A 14,634-nucleotide genomic window follows, 5' to 3' on the forward strand; every position below is an offset into this window, starting at 1 on the left:
GCCCTCAGCGCAGGAAGTCGAGGGGGCGGTGCTCGAAGAACACCCGCCCGGTCCGCCCCACGGGACAATCGAGATCGGGATCGGATTTCAGGTCCGGGACGAGAAGGGTCACATCGTAGCGCTCGAGATGTTTCTGGCTCGGCGCGATGGCGAGATTCTGGTAGATCCGCGCCGCACCGGTTCCCGCGAGCCGGGCGATCGTCGCGTCGTAGATCCTGTCGCGCGAGGCCAGCTTGAAGGTCGCGGAATCGCCCACCTTGAGGCCGTTATAGACGCCTTCGCTTACCGAGGCGGTCACGAGCGAGACATCGCAATCGACAATCGACATGATCGGGTCGCCCCGCTGCACCGTCACGCCATCCGCCTGAAGGGTCTCCCAGTAGATCCCGTTCGCAGGTGATGTCACCTGGCTCGATGTCAGCGTGTTCACCCGCGTCTGTTCCTTTGACCGGCGCGCGTCGAGCGTCTTGACGCGGGCCTCGGCCTCGGTGAGGTCCGCCTCGAGCGAGGCGATCTCCTCGTCGAGAAGCGCGCCGCGCTGTTCGGAGCTCGGGGCGTCGTTATAGCCGTCGCCCAGATAGACGCCGGACTTGGCGGCATCGAGCGCGTTTTCAAGCAGCGCCACGTCCTCGCGCGCCTGCGTCACGGGACCATTCTCCGCCGGGGCGGCAGGGGCGGTCTGCGCCACTTTCGTGGCACTCGTTTCCGAGCTTTGTGCATCGGGCTGCAGCCGGTCGAGCCGCGCGCGGGCGAATTTCAGTTTCGTCTCGATTTCGGCGATGCGATGCGCGCGATAGAGCTTGCTGCGCGCGCTATAGGCGTCGCGTTGCGTGCGTTTGGCAGCGAGGTCGCTTTTGATCCGCGCGACATTTGCTTCTGCATTCGTCTGTTCCATCCGCAAATCGCTGAGACGGATCGTGTCCACGAGGATATCATCGACGGTGGCCAGCCGCTCGCCCTTGTCGACATGGGCGCCAAGCGGTCGTTTCGGCATCGACAGTTTGCCGGCGGTGCTGCTGCGCACCGTGACCACGGGCGCATTGACCACGGCATCCGCGCTGACGCCCGACATCTGCTCTCCGACGATCACCCAAAGAGCGCCCGCAACCAAAACAATACCGATAACAGGGCGAACAGTTTTCAATTTGAGCTCCTCGAGATTGCACGTTTCCGGGCGGCGGGGCCTAGATTTTAAACAACCTATAAACGTACCTTAATTGCAAGATACAACCCGGGGACCAAGGTCGAAAAATTGGTTTGTGATGCGGAGCGGCCCGTGTTGGACGTGGCGGTTTCGGGCCCTGCACCGCGCCCGAGAGGTCCGTCGATAACGCAACGGAAACGCGCGCGCTCGTGATATACTCCTCCAGTTCAAGAGGAGGATTCACCATGACCGACCCAGCCAATGCGCGTCGCTTGACGGCGGCCGATTTCGACCAGGAACTTCTCGATCTTTACGATTACTATGTCCATGGCAAGATCTCGAAACGCGAATTTCTTGATCGGGCGGGGAAATGGGCAGTGGGCGGCGTGACCGCGCTGGCGATACTCGGGGCGCTCGCGCCCGATTATGCGCTGGCCCAGCAGGTGGCCGAAGACGATCCCGACATTCTGGGCGAGGATATCAGCTATTCCAGCCCGAACGGCACCGGCGAGATCACCGCCTATCTGGTGCGCCCAACCCAGATCGACCCGGACCGCCCGCCAGCCGCGATCCTCGTCGTGCATGAGAACCGCGGCCTCAACCCCTATATTCGCGACGTGGTACGGCGACTCGCCAAGGCGGGCTTCGTGGCGATGGGGCCCGATGGGCTGTCCTCGCTAGGGGGCTATCCGGGCAATGATGACGAGGGGCGCACGATGCAGCGCAGCCTCGATCAGGGCGCGCTGCTCAATGATTTCTTCGCCGGGTTCGAGTATCTCCAGACGCTCGACGGCACCAACGGCAAGGTCGGCGCGACCGGGTTTTGCTATGGCGGGGGCGTGGTGAACAAGCTCGCCGTCGCCTATCCCGAGATGGGCGCGGGCGTGCCATTCTATGGGGCTGCCCCCGACTCTGCGCAGGTCGCGATGATAGAGGCGCCGCTGATGATCCAGCTCGCAGCGCTCGATCAGCGGATCAACGCGATGTGGCCGGAGTTCCAGAAGGCGCTCGAGGAGAACGACAAGCGCTACGAGGCCCATATCTATCCTGGCGTGAACCACGGGTTCCACAACGACACGACGCCGCGCTACGACGAGGCCGCCGCCAAGCTGGCCGAGGAGCGCATGATCGCGTGGTTCCGGACCTATCTCGCCGGGTGATCTGGCGCGCTCGCGACCTGCCGGGGGTGCGCTCGGATTGGGCGCGTGCTAGGCCTCTCGAAAGCGCCGCGCCGATCGCGGTGCGGCACGAGGGGAGAGAGGCACGCGCATGAGAAACGGTGGTCAGGTTCTGGTCGAAAGCCTTGTGGGGCTTGGTGCGCGCAAGGCGTTCGGGGTGCCGGGGGAGAGCTATCTCGCGGTGCTCGACGCGCTGCACGACACGCAAGGCACGCTGGATTTCGTGCTGTGCCGTCAGGAAGGCGGGGCGAGCTTCATGGCCGCCGCTTACGGCAAGCTGACCGGGGAGCCCGGCATTTGCATGGTCACGCGCGGCCCCGGGGCCACCAATGCCTCGATCGGGGTGCATACGGCGATGCAGGATTCCGCGCCGATGATCCTCTTCGTGGGGCAGGTCGGCACCGATATGAAGGGCCGCGAGGCGTTTCAGGAACTCGATTACAAGGCGGTCTTCGGCACGATGGCGAAATGGGCGGTCGAGATCGACCGGGTCGAGCGCATCCCCGAAATCCTCTCGCGCGCCTGGACGATGGCGGTGAGCGGGCGGCCCGGTCCGGTCGTGGTGGCATTGCCCGAGGATATGCTGACCGCGATGACCGAGGTCGCGCCGCTTGGCGCGCCCGTCCGGATCACCGAGCCGCAGCCCGATCCGGCGGCGATGGGCGAGCTGCGCGAGATGCTGGCCGGGGCCAAGCGTCCGCTGATCCTCTATGGTGGGTGCAACTGGCGCGGGGACGGCACTGCGCACATTAAGTCCTTCGCGGAAGCTTCTGATATTCCGGTGCTTTCCGTCTTTCGCTATCAGGACCAGTTCGACAATAATTCGCCCGTCTTTTGCGGCGATGCGGGTGTCGGGATGGCGCCGCATGTGAAGCGCCTGATGCGCGAGGCCGACGTGATCCTCGCGATCAATGCGCGCTTTGGCGAGAACACGACCGATGGCTACACGCTGCTGGACGTGCCGCAGCCCGCGCAGCGGCTGATCCATGTCCACGGCTCGGATCTGGAGATCGGCAAGATCTACCGTCCCGAACTGGGCATCCAAGCCGGACCGAACGCCTTTGCGGCAGCGCTCGGCGCGCTGGAGCCGGTTCAGGGCGATTGGGCCGACTGGCGGGCCGCGGGTCGCGCGGCCTATGAGGCCGGCTTCGATCTGCCCGATCTGCCTTCGCCGGTCGATATGGGCAAGGTCTGCGCCTATCTGCGCGAGGAACTCCCCGAGGACATGATCCTGACCAACGGGGCGGGCAATTTCGCGGTCTGGCCGGGGCGGTTCTTCCGGTTCGGGCCGAACGCCACGCTGCTTGCACCGCAATCGGGCGCGATGGGCTACGGGGTGCCGGCGGCCATCGCGGCCAAGGTGGCGCAGCCCGAGAAGACGGTGGTCTGTTTCGCAGGCGACGGCGATTTCCAGATGACCTCGCAGGAGCTTGCCACTGCCGCGCAGGCGGGCGCGCAGCCGATCATCCTGATCCTCAATAACGGGATTTACGGCACGATCCGCGCCCATCAGGAGCGCAATTATCCGACCCGCGTGTCGGGCACCTCGATGGCGGTGAACCCGGATTTCTCGGCGCTGGCGAAGGCCTATGGCTTCCACGGCGAACGGGTCGAGCGGACGGAGGATTTCGCAGCCGCATTTGAACGTGCGCGGGCGTCCGAGACCGGCGCGGTGCTGGATCTCGTGATCTCGCCCGAGGCGCTGACCCCGCGGCAGTCGCTCTCGGCGATGCGCGCGGCGGCGCTGGAGGCGGGCAAGGGGCGCTGAGCGCCCGCCGCCTCAGAACGTCTCGACCCAGGGGCGCAGCGTGATCTCGTTCGTCCAGGCGCTGCGATCCTGCTCGATCAGCTGGCGATAGGTTTTCGCAATCGCCGCGGGGCGCAGCATCGAGCCGGGCTTGTCGGGCGCCTCGCTGCGGCCCGGATTGAGGATCATGCCGTCGATATTCACCCAAGCCACATGGATGCCTTGCGGGTGCAACTCGCGCGCCATGCTTTCGGCCAGTCCACGCTGCGCGAATTTGCCCATCGCGAAAGGGGCGGAGCGTGCAAACCCTTTCACCCCGGCGGAGGCCCCGGTGAAGAGGATCGTGCCGCGAGTGCCCTCGGCGGGCTCGGATTCGAGCATCCGCCGCGCGGCGTGCTTGCCGGTAAGAAACGCCCCGATTGCGGTGATCTCGACGGCGGCGCGAACCTCGTCGGCATCGAGTTCCGCCACCGGGCCGCGCACCCGGCCAGACGGGTTGTAGATGACGACGCGCGGCGGCGCGGGCAGGGCATCGAACAGATCGGCAATCGCGGCCTCGTCGGTTGCGTCCAGCTGCACCATGCGCGCGCCGGTCTCCTCGGCCAGTGCCTGCATCTTCTCGGCGCTGCGGGCCGCCAGCGTCAGGTCATAATCGGGCGCGAGCTCCCGCGCCACTGCGGCGGAAAGCCCGTCGCCCACTCCGATAATCACCGCCTGTGCCTTGCTCATGGTCTGTCCTCCTCCAGTTCGCGTTCCCGCGCCCGGCGCGGATGCCTTACGACATAGCCCGGCGCGACACTGGCCCAAATCGGGGCTGCCCGCATCGCGGACAGCTTAGCCGAAGAGGATCAGATGCGAGCGCCAGATCACGATCAGGCAGACGATCCCGAAGCTTGCGAACCCGGCCATCGACCAGATCAGCAGACGCCGCATCAGACCCGGCAGGGGCCCCGCCAGCGAGGCGCGCTTTTGAAACGGGCTGAGTGCGCCCGCCCCAAGCCCGGCTGCGGTGGCCAGAAACAGCGGCACATAAAGCGCGTAGCCGACATAACCGTATTCGGGCTTGAGGATGCAGAACGGGCAATGATGGTTGGGGTTTTCATAGATATAGAGCGAGATCGTGGCGACGATCGCGGTCAGCCCCATCCCGAACATCAGCGCCGAGGCCAGCGCGTATAGCCCGTAGCCGCGCTTGCGGATCAGCGCCGCGATCCCCGCAGCCAACGCGATCAGCGCGGTGAGGCCAAGCAGCCAGAGCGCCTGCGCCTCGCCGACGCCCGCCATCTGGTTCGCGAGATTGGGGTTGTTCGGCGTGAACAGCTTCGAGCAGCACGAGGTGATGACATCGGTCTGCATGTCGAGGAAATAGCTCAGCTCCACCGCGCCATCGGCAAGGATCAGCGGCGTGATCGCGAGAAGGGCTGCGTATTTCACGCGGGTCAGCGGGTAGTCCCGTCCCAGCCTGTCGGCCCGGTCGAGGATCAGCCAGATCACGGCGGCGAAGAACACCCCGATCTTGAGATAGAGCGCGGGGAAGCCGTAATCGTTCACGTTGAGCGTGCCGACGGCGCACATCGCGCCGACGAAGAGCGACGACATCCGGTCGGCATTGAAGACGAAGAGCAAAAGCGCGGCGAGCTCGGCCAGCATGACGGCGGCGAAGAGGGTCGAGACCAGCTCGGTCATCCGCTCCATGCGCAGCTGGCGCGCGCCCATGTCGGTCAGATCCCAGCGGCGCAGCACGGTGACGGCGAAACCGCCCGCCCAGAGGGCCGTCAGCGCGGCCAGACCCGCCACCAGCAACAGGGCCATGATCGGCGTTTGAAAGATCATGGCTGCGGCTCCTGCTGGGCAGGCGCATCCTCGATCCGCCCGTCACGCATCGAAACCACCCGGTCGACGCAGTCCGCGCCCCAGACGCGGGGGTCGTGGCTCGACATGATGACGGTGCGCCCGCGCGCTTTCTCCTCGGCGACGATCTGCAGGAAGGTCTCGGAGAGCGCGCTGTCGAGATTGGCCGTGGGCTCGTCCGCGATCAGGATCGGGGGATCGTTGATCAGCGCCCGCGCGATCGCTGCGCGCTGCGCCTCGCCGCCCGAGAGCAGCTCGATCCGGGTCTGGGCGCGCGGCCCCAGACCCAGCGCCTCGATCCGGTCCATCGCACGCGCGCGCAACTCTCCGAAGGGCTGACCCAGCGGCGCGGCCGGCAGCATTACGTTTTCCAGCACGGTCAGGCCGCGCACGAGGTTGAACCGCTGGAAGATGAAGCCGAACCGCTCGCGCCGCAGTTCGGTCTGGAAGTGCTCGGGCAGGCCCGAGACGACCTCGCCATCGAGGCTGACGCGGCCCGTGGAGGGGCGCGCCATACAGGCCACGACCGACAGGAGCGAGGATTTCCCCGAGCCGGACGGCCCCTTGAGCACGGTGACGGCCCGGCCCTCGATGGTCAGGTCGATCCCGTCCAGCGCGGTCACGGCATTGGGGCGGCCCGCATTATAGGTCTTGGTCACGGATTGCAGAGTGATCATTGGGGCCTCCTCAGCGCATCACGGCATCGGGATCGGCCGAGGCCGTGCGCCAGATCGGCACCACGGTCGCGGCGATATAGGGCAGGGTGGTCAGCAGCGCGAGCGTCAGCAATTGCAGACCGTCCACATGCGGGCTCAGCGGGAAATCGGGATAGATCACCGCCCAGCCCTTCAGGATCGGCGCGAAGAGCGGGGCGCCGAAGAAGAACACATGGGCGAAGCCCGCGACGGTGCCGATCAGGTAGGCCGCGAGCGAGATCAGCCCGCCTTCCCACATCTTCATCGCGATCACGTCGCGCGTGTTCCAGCCCACCGCCTTGAGGATGCCGATCTCGCGCGCTTCCTCGGCCGAGAGCCCGCTGGCTTTCTCGGCGGCGAAGATGACGAAGGCGAGGATGCCCGCGAAGGCCAGCGCCGTCAGCAGCCCCTCGCGCCAGTCGAACAGTTTCTGATAGGTGCGCGCGATATCGGCGCGGGTGACGAATCGCATCTGCGGCAGCGCGTTCGAGCCTTTCTGGACGATCGTGGCGACCTCGTTGGGGTTGCGCACGCGCGCCACGACATCGGTGTAGCGGCCTTCGGGAATGTCGAAGAAGTCGCGGAAATCAGCCTCGTTCATCAGCATCAGATCCGAGGTCATCAGCGCGGAGTCGCGGCTGAAGATCCTGGCGACATCGAATTTCTTCAGATCGCCCTCGTAGCGCGACAGGAAAACCGGCGCACCCGCCCATTCGAGGCCGCGTGTGCGGGGGATGCCCTCGCCAATCGCGATCTGACCGGGGTCGGGCATCATCTCGGGGTCGTCGGGCACCATGACGGTGTAATTCGCGCCATTGATCCGGTCGTAATAATAGCCCCAGAGCCGGGGATGGGCCTCGGTCACACCGCGGATTGCGGCGATCTCGTCCGCGACCGATCCGTCGATCAGGTCCTGACGGCCCAGCGTGATCTTCTGCACGGTGATCTCGGGCGCGCCTTCGAGCACGGTCGTGGTCTCGAACCGCAGGCTGGCGGCGAAGAACATCGCCGAGGCGAGCACGAAGACCACCACGGAATAGACCGCGATCAGGGCGATATTCTTGCCCTTGCGGCGGGCGAGAGCGGCGAGGGTGAAATCGGCCAGCGCGCGCTGGCGGCGCAGGAATGGGGTCATTTCGCGGCCTCGGGTTGGAAGAGGAGCCAGCCCTTGCCGGGCGTGGCGGGGGGCGGCACGAAGGTGCCGGAGGGGAAGTGGTCGAAGCTGCCCGGGTGGTCCTGAAACGGCGTGTTCAGATCGGCGAGGCTCGGGTTGCGGGTGTAGCGCGCCTCGGTAAACAGCGCCGGATCGGTCAGCCCCAGCCGCGCGACCAACGTGCGCTCCTCCAGCAGACGCCCATCACGATGGGGACGCGCGAAGACGGGGTAATAAAGCTCCACCGCCAGCAGCAGCGTCAGGGCGCCCAGCCCCGCAAATACATAACTCGAACGGCGCATCAGAACGGGCCGCCCTGATCGAGCGCGTCGAGCAGCTCCGGCGTGACCTCGTCATGGCGCAGCAGCTTCTGGCCCTTGTGGTCGCGCATGAAATCCTGCGCATCGACCGCGTTCATCAGCGGCACCAGCTCATGGCCCATCGGGCCCAGAACGTCCGAACCCACGACATAAAGCGCCTCGCGCGCGTCGATCAGCTTGAGCCCGTAATACTCCGTCACGCCCATTCCGGTGATCTGATCGGCGGTCCGGCCAAGGGCGTATTTCTCCATGTCGAACATGTATTTGAAGTAGTCCTTGGCGCCGTCGAAATGATCGGCATAGCCATCCGCGTAGAGCACCGTGGTGACCCATTCGGGATATTTGTAGACGAACATGCCGCAGACCGGGCAGGTGTCGCCGGGGCCGGGCGGGGGCAGGTCGAGCGTGGGCGCATCGGCGCGCGCAGCGCTGAGCCCCGGGCCGAGCGAGAGGGCAGCGGCGAGGCCTGCCGCGCGTTGGAGCATCTGGCGGCGCGTCGGGCGCGACTGGGGGCGCGCCGGGGGGCGTGCGGGCGTGCCCCCGTGATGGCAGGGATGGTTGCACATCGTCTTGCAACTCCTTGAATAGAGGTCGGAAAGGACGGGGCCGCGCGGGCCCCGCCTTGAGGCGATCACTGACCGGCGCGGGCGCGACGCTCGGCGCGGCGTTTGCGAATGTTGATCGTGTCGCGCGCCATATCGGCATAGGCCATGACCAGCGCCTCGTCGAAGCTCGCCAGCTTGCCCCCGTCCTTGGCCGCCGCATCCGCCTTGGCCGGATCGGCATAGGCGTATTTCGACGTGCCGGTCATCGTGCCGGGCTTTTTCGCGTCGATCACATAGGTCATGTCGTCGACCACCGCGAGCGGCTTGACCTTGGCGGTGGCCCCCGCATCGCCCGCATAGATCGTCTTGGGGCCCGCATCCACGTTCAGCGCGAGGCTGATCGCCGCGCAATGCAGCGAGCAGGTGCCGTCGACCGTGTCGTTGTCATAGACGATCAGGTGGCGCGTCTGGCTGAACATCTGCCGCATCATGCCGCAATAGGGGCAGCGGGGGTATTTCTCGAACTCGTTCTCGAGCGGCGCGGTGTCGGTCTTGAGAAAGCGGGTCAGCCCGTTCTGGTCGGTCCAGTCCATCGGCGACATCGGCATGCCGTCCATCGGTTTCATATCCTCGGCAGCGGCGCCGGAAGCCACCAGCGCGAGGCCGGTCGAAGAGGTCAGAAGAAAGTCGCGTCGTTTCATTGGGAACATCCTGTCATATCGCAACGCACCGCCATCGAGAGACGGGCGCAGTCGCGAGCCATGTGTCTGGTTTGGAAAAAGGCACGTCCGGATCGACGTGCAGGGACGCACTCAGACGACAGGAGGGGCGCGGGCGTGCCGGAAACGGGGCGCGGTCTGCACCGGGAGAGAGAGCCGCTCAAGGGACGCGTGGAGCGGGGCGATCTCGCGGTCGAGACGGGCCGGGGTGACGATGGTGTCGGGGGCCTCAAACGCGCAGACCGAGGCCGAGCCGCAGACTGCGCATTGGCTGTGGACCTGACCCGTGGGTGCGGTCTGGCCGGGCAGGGGCGCGGCCCCATCCGGCGCGGCGACCGTTTCGCCCTGCGGGGTCATGTAGACGATGCCCTCGCCGGTACAGATCTGCAGCAGCCCCATCTGAGCGCCGGGCGCGGCCCGGCCGGTGGCGGCGATGGCGGCCGCGCCCAGATGATCGGTCAGCAGGACGACCTGCAGCAGAATCGCGACGAGCGCGGTCAGCAGCGCCGATTGCGCGCGGCGCAATCCAGCGAAGCGCGGCGCGTGCAGGCGCGGGCCGCGGTCGATCTTGCCGTCAAAGGCTCTGGAGGCGCGTTGGGGTCGGGTCATCACTCAAGCTCGTATCACACGAGGGTGAGCCGAGAATTGATCCGCGTCAAACGCTTGAGGGGTGACTCAGCGTCGCAGTCCCGCGCGCCCAGAGCGCGGGCGTCAGGCCACGGCCCGACCTGACCCTTTGCCCTCAGGCCACGCGCCGCCAAGGTTGTGCGGGAAAGCGTACGGCCTCGCCGGTCTCGATCGAGCGCTGCACCGCCTGACCGATCGCAACCGCCGCCCAGCCGTCTTCCAAGGTGACCTCCGGCGCGGCTCGGTCCCCGCGCACGAGGGCGAGGAAGCCAACATGCTGGTGATAGGTGGACCCGTTGTGATCGCCCGCGGCGAGCAGTTCCTCGGGGACGGGCAGTTCGCGCTCCACCGGGCCTTTTGGATCGCGCGGAGAGATCACCAGTTTCGGTACCGGCGGCGCGCCAAGATGCGCTGGCCAGAAGCGGGTCGGGCCGGGCACCAGCGCCTCGATCTTGCCCTTGGGGCCGACCGCAGTGACCTCCTCCTGATAGCGCGCGCCCTCGGCATACATGCACAGTTCCAGCATCGCCCGTGCGCCGTTTTCGAATTCAACGATGGCGAAGCCCGCATCGAGGATATCGGGCGCGTCGGCCTCGGTGACGTGGTTCACCGGGGGCGGGGCGGAGGCCATGACGCGCACCGGCTCGGATTTCAGGGTAAGCCGCATCAGGTCGAAGAAATGGCAGCATTTCTCGACGAAGGTGCCGCCCGTGTAGCGGTTGAAGCGGTTCCAGTTGCCGACCTTGAACAGGAAGGGGAAGCGGTGTTCGCGCACGGTGAGCATCGTGATCCCGCCCGTTGCCGCGTCGGCCTCATCAAGGAAAGCTGCGATCGGCGGCATGTAGCGATATTCCATCGCCACCCAGACCGGGGCCGGATAGCTGTCGCGGAAGGCTTGCAGCCGGTCCGCATGGGTCGGATCGGTGAAAAGCGGCTTTTCCACGAGCACCGGCAGCGGGCGGGTCGATGCGATCTCTTCGAGCTGTTCGAGATGGCGGAAATTCGGGCTGGTGATCACGAGGCAATCGAGCGCTTCAACCGCCAGCAACTCCGCCACCGACCCCACCATCTGCGCCCCGGGGGCGAGCGCCTGCGCCGCCTGCGCCATCTCCGCGTCGGGCTCGAAGATCGCGGCGACCTCGGCCCCGTCGAGCAGCGCGATATTGCGCAGATGTTCCTGTCCCATCATGCCGCAGCCGATCATGCCGTAGCGAACGGGGCCTGTCTTGGTGGCGCTCATCCGAGCCTCCTCATCTCATGCGTTGAACGTAATGTGCGCGGCTGGTGTCGAACCATGTGCGCGAAAATTCGACCGGGGCAGGGCCGTCGGCCCAGCTGAAGCGCTCGATATAGCCTGCGGTCTCACCGGGGCGGCAGGCGAGTTCCGACGGTCCCCAGTCCGGCATCGGCGCGAAGCTGACCCGGTCCTCGGCGCTCGCGATCCAGAAGCCAAGCGCGCGTTGGTAATAGGCGTAGAGCGAGTCTTCGAGATCCTCGGCCTTCACCTCGCCTTTCGACGCGTCGAGCCAGATTTCCTCCGCCGCGACCGGCGTCTCGTCGAGAAAACGCAGGCGGCGCACCCGGCTTGCGCGGGTAGACGTGCCGAATTCGGGCAGGTCGGCAGGCTTGTCCATCACATCGACCGAGAGGATGCGCGCATTCGGAAAGCCGCCGCCCGAGAGCAGTTCAATCCGCAGCATGGAGTAGAAATGGTCGCGCAGGTTGCGGGTGCGGATGTAGTTGCCCGAACCCTGCACGCGCTCCAGCAGGCCTTTTTCTTCCAGATCCTCCAGCGCGCGGCGCAGCGTGCCCACGGCGATCGTCAACTGCGCGGCCATCGTGCGTTCCGGGGGAAGGCGTTCCCCATCGGTCAATCGGCCCGCCGCGATATCTCGAATCAGCATCTCGGAAACCTGCTGATAGATCGGCAGTCCGGTCCGCTCTGATCCTTGATTTGCCTGTGTCACTTGGTCGCCTCAAAAATTGATACATCATTGATCTATATCAAGGCGGCTGCTAAGTGAAGGGAAATCGAACGGGAATCGCGAGGGAGGAACGCATGACTGTTGTGCCGGTGAGATCGGGTGATCTCGATGCCGCGGAGGTGTCCTGGTTTTCTGCCCTGTGTTCGGATGATTACCGCTATCTCGGCCAGCCCGAGGGCGATCTGCGCTCGAGCTGGGCGCATTGTTCCGACATCGTGCGTGAGGCCGAACGGCAAGGCTTTCGCAACATTCTGTGCCCGTCGAGCTATCAGGTGGGACAAGACACGCTGAGCTTCGTCGCCGGCGCCAGCCAGATCACCAACCGGATGAATTTCCTCGCCGCGGTGCGCTGCGGGGAGATGCAGCCGATCATGCTGGCGCGCACCATCGCTACGCTCGACCACATGCTCGAAGGGCGGCTGACGGTGAATATCATCTCGTCCGACTTCCCGGGCGAAAAGGAGGAGAGTGAGTTCCGCTACCAGCGCTCGCGCGAGGTGGTGGAGATCCTCAAGCAGGCCTGGACCCAAGACGAGATCAATTACGAAGGTCAGGTCTACAATTTCAAAGACCTCACAACCGATCCGGCGAAGCCCTATCAGCAGGGCGGCCCGCTTCTCTATTTCGGCGGCTATTCCCCGGCTGCGGTCGAGCTGTGTGCCGAGCATTGCGACGTCTACTTGATGTGGCCGGAGACAAAGGACGAGCTGGAAGGCCGGATGAAGGTCGTCAACGAGGCGGCCGAGCGGCATGGGCGCGTGCTCGATTACGGGCTGCGGGTCCATGTGATCGTGCGCGACACCGAGGCAGAGGCGAAGGAATACGCGCAGGAACTGGTGTCCAAGCTCGACGATGAAGAGGGGCGCAAGATCCGCGAACGGGCGCATGATGCGGGCTCGCTCGGCGTGTCGAAACAGGCGCGCAACCGCGAGATCGCGGATGAGAGCGGCTATGTCGAGCCGAACCTCTGGACCGGGGTCGGGCGCGCGCGCTCCGGCTGCGGTGCGGCGCTGGTGGGCTCGGCCGATCAGGTGCTCTCGAAGCTCGAAGAATATCGCAAGATGGGCATTCGCGCCTTCATCCTGTCGGGCTATCCGCATATCGACGAGGCTCGCCAGTTCGGCCGTCTCGTGATGCCGCATCTCGACACGGTCTCGCTGCCCGAAATCTACGGCCGCGTCCCGATGGGATCGCCCGCAACACCGCTCGCAGAAGGGGAACGTCGCTAATGGAAAAGATCGATCTCACCTCCGACGTGGCGCTCAGCCGGATCGTCTATGGCATGTGGCGGCTGGCCGACGATGCCGATACCTCGCCCGCCCATGTGCGTGCCAAGATCGACGCCTGTCTGGCGCAGGGGATCACCACGTTCGACCATGCCGATATCTATGGCGGCTACACGGCGGAGGGGGTCTTCGGCGCGGCGATGCGCGAGGACCCGTCGCTGCGCGACCAGATGGAGATCGTCACAAAATGCGACATCATCGTCTCGGCGGGCCGTCATTCGCATCGCAAGGTGAAGCATTACGACACCTCGCGCGCGCATATCGAAGCCTCGGTCGAGGCCTCGCTGAAGGAGCTGGCGACCGACCGGATCGATCTGCTGCTGATCCACCGCCCCGATCCGCTGATGGATCACCACGAGACGGGAGCGGTGCTCGACGATCTGGTTGCCTCGGGCAAGGTGCGCGCGGTCGGCGTGTCGAATTTCCGCCCGTGGGACTGGGAGCTGCTGCAATCGGGGATGAAGGCGCCGCTGGTGACCAACCAGATCGAGATCAGCCTTGGCTGCCTGCAGCCCTTCACCAATGGCGATCTGGCCTTCCATCAGCGGCAGGCGCAGCCCCCGATGGCGTGGTCGCCGTTGGGCGGCGGCGCGCTGATGACGGGAGAGGGCCGGGTGCAGAGCGTTCTCGACGAGATCGCGCAGGCGCAGGGCGTGGATCGGGCGGCTGTCGCGACGGCCTTCCTGCTGGCGCATCCCGCGCGGATCATCCCGGTGATGGGGACGAATAACCTCGAGCGGATCGCGAAGCTCTCCGATGCTTTGAAGGTTCAGATCGACAGGGAGACGTGGTTCCGCCTCTACGAGGCGGGGCTCGGTCAGGAGGTCCCATGATGAACGCAACCCGCCAGTTCACGCCGCGCACCTTCGTGCCGGGGCCGGAGAATACCCGCCTGCTGCGTGACGCCTTCGGGCGCTTTGCGACCGGGATCACCATCGTGACCGCCGCCAGCGAGAACGGCCCGGTCGCGATCACGGCGAACAGTTTCTCGTCGGTCTCGCTCGATCCGCCGCTGGTGATCTGGGCGCCGGATCGCAACTCGCGCCGCTTCGTGCATTTCGAAAAGGCCGAGCATTACGCGATCCACGTGCTGGCCGCCGATCAGGACGATCTGTGTTTCGCGACGACGAAGAACGCTCATGCGCTGCTCGATCACGCCTATCACCTCAACGATCACGGTGTGCCGCTGATCGACGGCTGCCTTGCGCGGTTCGAGTGTCATCGCGTTGCCTGCCACGAGGGCGGCGATCACCTGCTGGTGCTGGGACAGGTCGAGCGCGCGGTGATGCGCGACGATGGCGATGCGCTGGCCTTTTTCCGCGGGCAGGTGCGGCGGATCGAGATGAACTGAGGCGCTGACATATCCGGCCCGGACCGCGCAGGA

Annotated in this window: 16 protein-coding genes; 5 read left to right on the forward strand and 11 right to left on the reverse strand. The window is 65.8% G+C overall.

All coding sequences use genetic code 11. The features are described from left to right. Window positions 1-4: 4 nt before the first annotated feature. Complete coding sequence (locus tag AC2TZ7_RS10740) at window positions 5-1,072, reverse strand: HlyD family secretion protein (RefSeq protein WP_489864202.1); 1,068 nt, start codon at window positions 1,070-1,072, stop codon at window positions 5-7. Between the two features lie 317 nt (window positions 1,073-1,389). Here AC2TZ7_RS10740 and yghX point away from each other — a divergent pair, with 317 nt between their 5' ends. Together yghX and AC2TZ7_RS10750 are read left to right on the forward strand one after the other, a co-directional pair. Further along, window positions 1,390-2,304, forward strand: a complete 915-nt coding sequence (gene yghX, locus AC2TZ7_RS10745; RefSeq protein ID WP_489864203.1) for a YghX family hydrolase — start codon at window positions 1,390-1,392, stop codon at window positions 2,302-2,304. A gap of 109 nt (window positions 2,305-2,413) precedes the next feature. Then, window positions 2,414-4,090, forward strand: coding sequence for a thiamine pyrophosphate-binding protein (locus AC2TZ7_RS10750; RefSeq protein ID WP_489864204.1), 1,677 nt, complete (start codon window positions 2,414-2,416; stop codon window positions 4,088-4,090). A 12-nt stretch (window positions 4,091-4,102) separates the two neighbouring features. On the opposite strand, the gene AC2TZ7_RS10755 is transcribed toward AC2TZ7_RS10750, so the two are convergent. The 10 genes from AC2TZ7_RS10755 to AC2TZ7_RS10800 all read right to left on the reverse strand — a co-directional run bounded on the left by AC2TZ7_RS10755 (window position 4,103) and on the right by AC2TZ7_RS10800 (window position 11,946). Further along, window positions 4,103-4,798 carry an SDR family NAD(P)-dependent oxidoreductase gene (locus tag AC2TZ7_RS10755; RefSeq protein WP_489864205.1) on the reverse strand — a complete coding sequence of 232 codons (696 nt, stop codon included), beginning with the start codon at window positions 4,796-4,798 and terminating at the stop codon, window positions 4,103-4,105. A gap of 105 nt (window positions 4,799-4,903) precedes the next feature. After that, window positions 4,904-5,902, reverse strand: a complete 999-nt coding sequence (locus tag AC2TZ7_RS10760) for a hypothetical protein (protein WP_489864206.1) — start codon at window positions 5,900-5,902, stop codon at window positions 4,904-4,906. Further along, complete coding sequence (locus AC2TZ7_RS10765) at window positions 5,899-6,597, reverse strand: ABC transporter ATP-binding protein (RefSeq protein ID WP_347429545.1); 699 nt, start codon at window positions 6,595-6,597, stop codon at window positions 5,899-5,901. Before AC2TZ7_RS10765 ends, AC2TZ7_RS10760 begins: the two co-directional genes overlap by 4 nt. Before the next feature lie 10 nt (window positions 6,598-6,607). Continuing rightward, a complete protein-coding gene (locus tag AC2TZ7_RS10770) occupies window positions 6,608-7,750 on the reverse strand; it encodes an ABC transporter permease (RefSeq protein WP_489864207.1) in 1,143 nt (380 codons plus the stop codon). Then, window positions 7,747-8,070 (reverse strand): hypothetical protein, encoded by a 324-nt coding sequence (locus AC2TZ7_RS10775; protein WP_489864208.1) that lies wholly within the window; start codon window positions 8,068-8,070, stop codon window positions 7,747-7,749. Before AC2TZ7_RS10775 ends, AC2TZ7_RS10770 begins: the two co-directional genes overlap by 4 nt. Beyond that, on the reverse strand, window positions 8,070-8,654 hold the full coding sequence (locus AC2TZ7_RS10780) for a nitrous oxide reductase accessory protein NosL (RefSeq protein WP_489864209.1): 585 nt from the start codon (window positions 8,652-8,654) through the stop codon (window positions 8,070-8,072). The genes AC2TZ7_RS10775 and AC2TZ7_RS10780 overlap by 1 nt, the downstream gene beginning before the upstream one ends. Window positions 8,655-8,719: 65 nt before the next feature. After that, window positions 8,720-9,334 carry a nitrous oxide reductase accessory protein NosL gene (locus tag AC2TZ7_RS10785; protein WP_078570514.1) on the reverse strand — a complete coding sequence of 205 codons (615 nt, stop codon included), beginning with the start codon at window positions 9,332-9,334 and terminating at the stop codon, window positions 8,720-8,722. Between the two features lie 111 nt (window positions 9,335-9,445). Further along, complete coding sequence (locus AC2TZ7_RS10790) at window positions 9,446-9,961, reverse strand: DUF2946 family protein (RefSeq protein ID WP_078603664.1); 516 nt, start codon at window positions 9,959-9,961, stop codon at window positions 9,446-9,448. Between the two features lie 133 nt (window positions 9,962-10,094). After that, window positions 10,095-11,219 (reverse strand): Gfo/Idh/MocA family protein, encoded by a 1,125-nt coding sequence (locus AC2TZ7_RS10795; protein WP_489864210.1) that lies wholly within the window; start codon window positions 11,217-11,219, stop codon window positions 10,095-10,097. A 10-nt stretch (window positions 11,220-11,229) separates the two neighbouring features. Next, window positions 11,230-11,946: a GntR family transcriptional regulator gene (locus tag AC2TZ7_RS10800; RefSeq protein ID WP_489864211.1), complete on the reverse strand. Its 717-nt coding sequence runs from the start codon at window positions 11,944-11,946 to the stop codon at window positions 11,230-11,232. A 92-nt stretch (window positions 11,947-12,038) separates the two neighbouring features. Between AC2TZ7_RS10800 and AC2TZ7_RS10805 the strand changes: the two genes are divergently transcribed. The 3 genes from AC2TZ7_RS10805 to AC2TZ7_RS10815 are packed head-to-tail and all read left to right on the forward strand — an operon-like array spanning window position 12,039 to window position 14,601. Next, a complete protein-coding gene (locus AC2TZ7_RS10805) occupies window positions 12,039-13,193 on the forward strand; it encodes an LLM class flavin-dependent oxidoreductase (protein WP_489864212.1) in 1,155 nt (384 codons plus the stop codon). After that, window positions 13,193-14,083, forward strand: a complete 891-nt coding sequence (locus AC2TZ7_RS10810) for an aldo/keto reductase (protein ID WP_489864213.1) — start codon at window positions 13,193-13,195, stop codon at window positions 14,081-14,083. Before AC2TZ7_RS10805 ends, AC2TZ7_RS10810 begins: the two co-directional genes overlap by 1 nt. Further along, window positions 14,080-14,601 carry a flavin reductase family protein gene (locus tag AC2TZ7_RS10815; RefSeq protein ID WP_489864214.1) on the forward strand — a complete coding sequence of 174 codons (522 nt, stop codon included), beginning with the start codon at window positions 14,080-14,082 and terminating at the stop codon, window positions 14,599-14,601. Before AC2TZ7_RS10810 ends, AC2TZ7_RS10815 begins: the two co-directional genes overlap by 4 nt. Window positions 14,602-14,634: the final 33 nt, after the last annotated feature.

It is taken from the genome of Thioclava sp. ISO4, assembly GCF_058105145.1.

Excerpts from the sequence above, each read along its gene's own strand:
- AC2TZ7_RS10795 (WP_489864210.1), bottom strand. The coding sequence starts at position 11,219 with ATGAGCGCCACCAAGACAGGCCCCGTTCGCTACGGCATGATCGGCTGC.
- AC2TZ7_RS10805 (WP_489864212.1), top strand. The coding sequence starts at position 12,039 with ATGACTGTTGTGCCGGTGAGATCGGGTGATCTCGATGCCGCGGAGGTG.
- AC2TZ7_RS10780 (WP_489864209.1), bottom strand. The coding sequence starts at position 8,654 with ATGTGCAACCATCCCTGCCATCACGGGGGCACGCCCGCACGCCCCCCG.
- AC2TZ7_RS10765 (WP_347429545.1), bottom strand. The coding sequence starts at position 6,597 with ATGATCACTCTGCAATCCGTGACCAAGACCTATAATGCGGGCCGCCCC.
- yghX (WP_489864203.1), top strand. The coding sequence starts at position 1,390 with ATGACCGACCCAGCCAATGCGCGTCGCTTGACGGCGGCCGATTTCGAC.
- AC2TZ7_RS10760 (WP_489864206.1), bottom strand. The coding sequence starts at position 5,902 with ATGATCTTTCAAACGCCGATCATGGCCCTGTTGCTGGTGGCGGGTCTG.
- AC2TZ7_RS10790 (WP_078603664.1), bottom strand. The coding sequence starts at position 9,961 with ATGACCCGACCCCAACGCGCCTCCAGAGCCTTTGACGGCAAGATCGAC.
- AC2TZ7_RS10755 (WP_489864205.1), bottom strand. The coding sequence starts at position 4,798 with ATGAGCAAGGCACAGGCGGTGATTATCGGAGTGGGCGACGGGCTTTCC.
- AC2TZ7_RS10785 (WP_078570514.1), bottom strand. The coding sequence starts at position 9,334 with ATGAAACGACGCGACTTTCTTCTGACCTCTTCGACCGGCCTCGCGCTG.
- AC2TZ7_RS10810 (WP_489864213.1), top strand. The coding sequence starts at position 13,193 with ATGGAAAAGATCGATCTCACCTCCGACGTGGCGCTCAGCCGGATCGTC.
- AC2TZ7_RS10750 (WP_489864204.1), top strand. The coding sequence starts at position 2,414 with ATGAGAAACGGTGGTCAGGTTCTGGTCGAAAGCCTTGTGGGGCTTGGT.
- AC2TZ7_RS10740 (WP_489864202.1), bottom strand. The coding sequence starts at position 1,072 with ATGTCGGGCGTCAGCGCGGATGCCGTGGTCAATGCGCCCGTGGTCACG.
- AC2TZ7_RS10775 (WP_489864208.1), bottom strand. The coding sequence starts at position 8,070 with ATGCGCCGTTCGAGTTATGTATTTGCGGGGCTGGGCGCCCTGACGCTG.
- AC2TZ7_RS10815 (WP_489864214.1), top strand. The coding sequence starts at position 14,080 with ATGATGAACGCAACCCGCCAGTTCACGCCGCGCACCTTCGTGCCGGGG.
- AC2TZ7_RS10770 (WP_489864207.1), bottom strand. The coding sequence starts at position 7,750 with ATGACCCCATTCCTGCGCCGCCAGCGCGCGCTGGCCGATTTCACCCTC.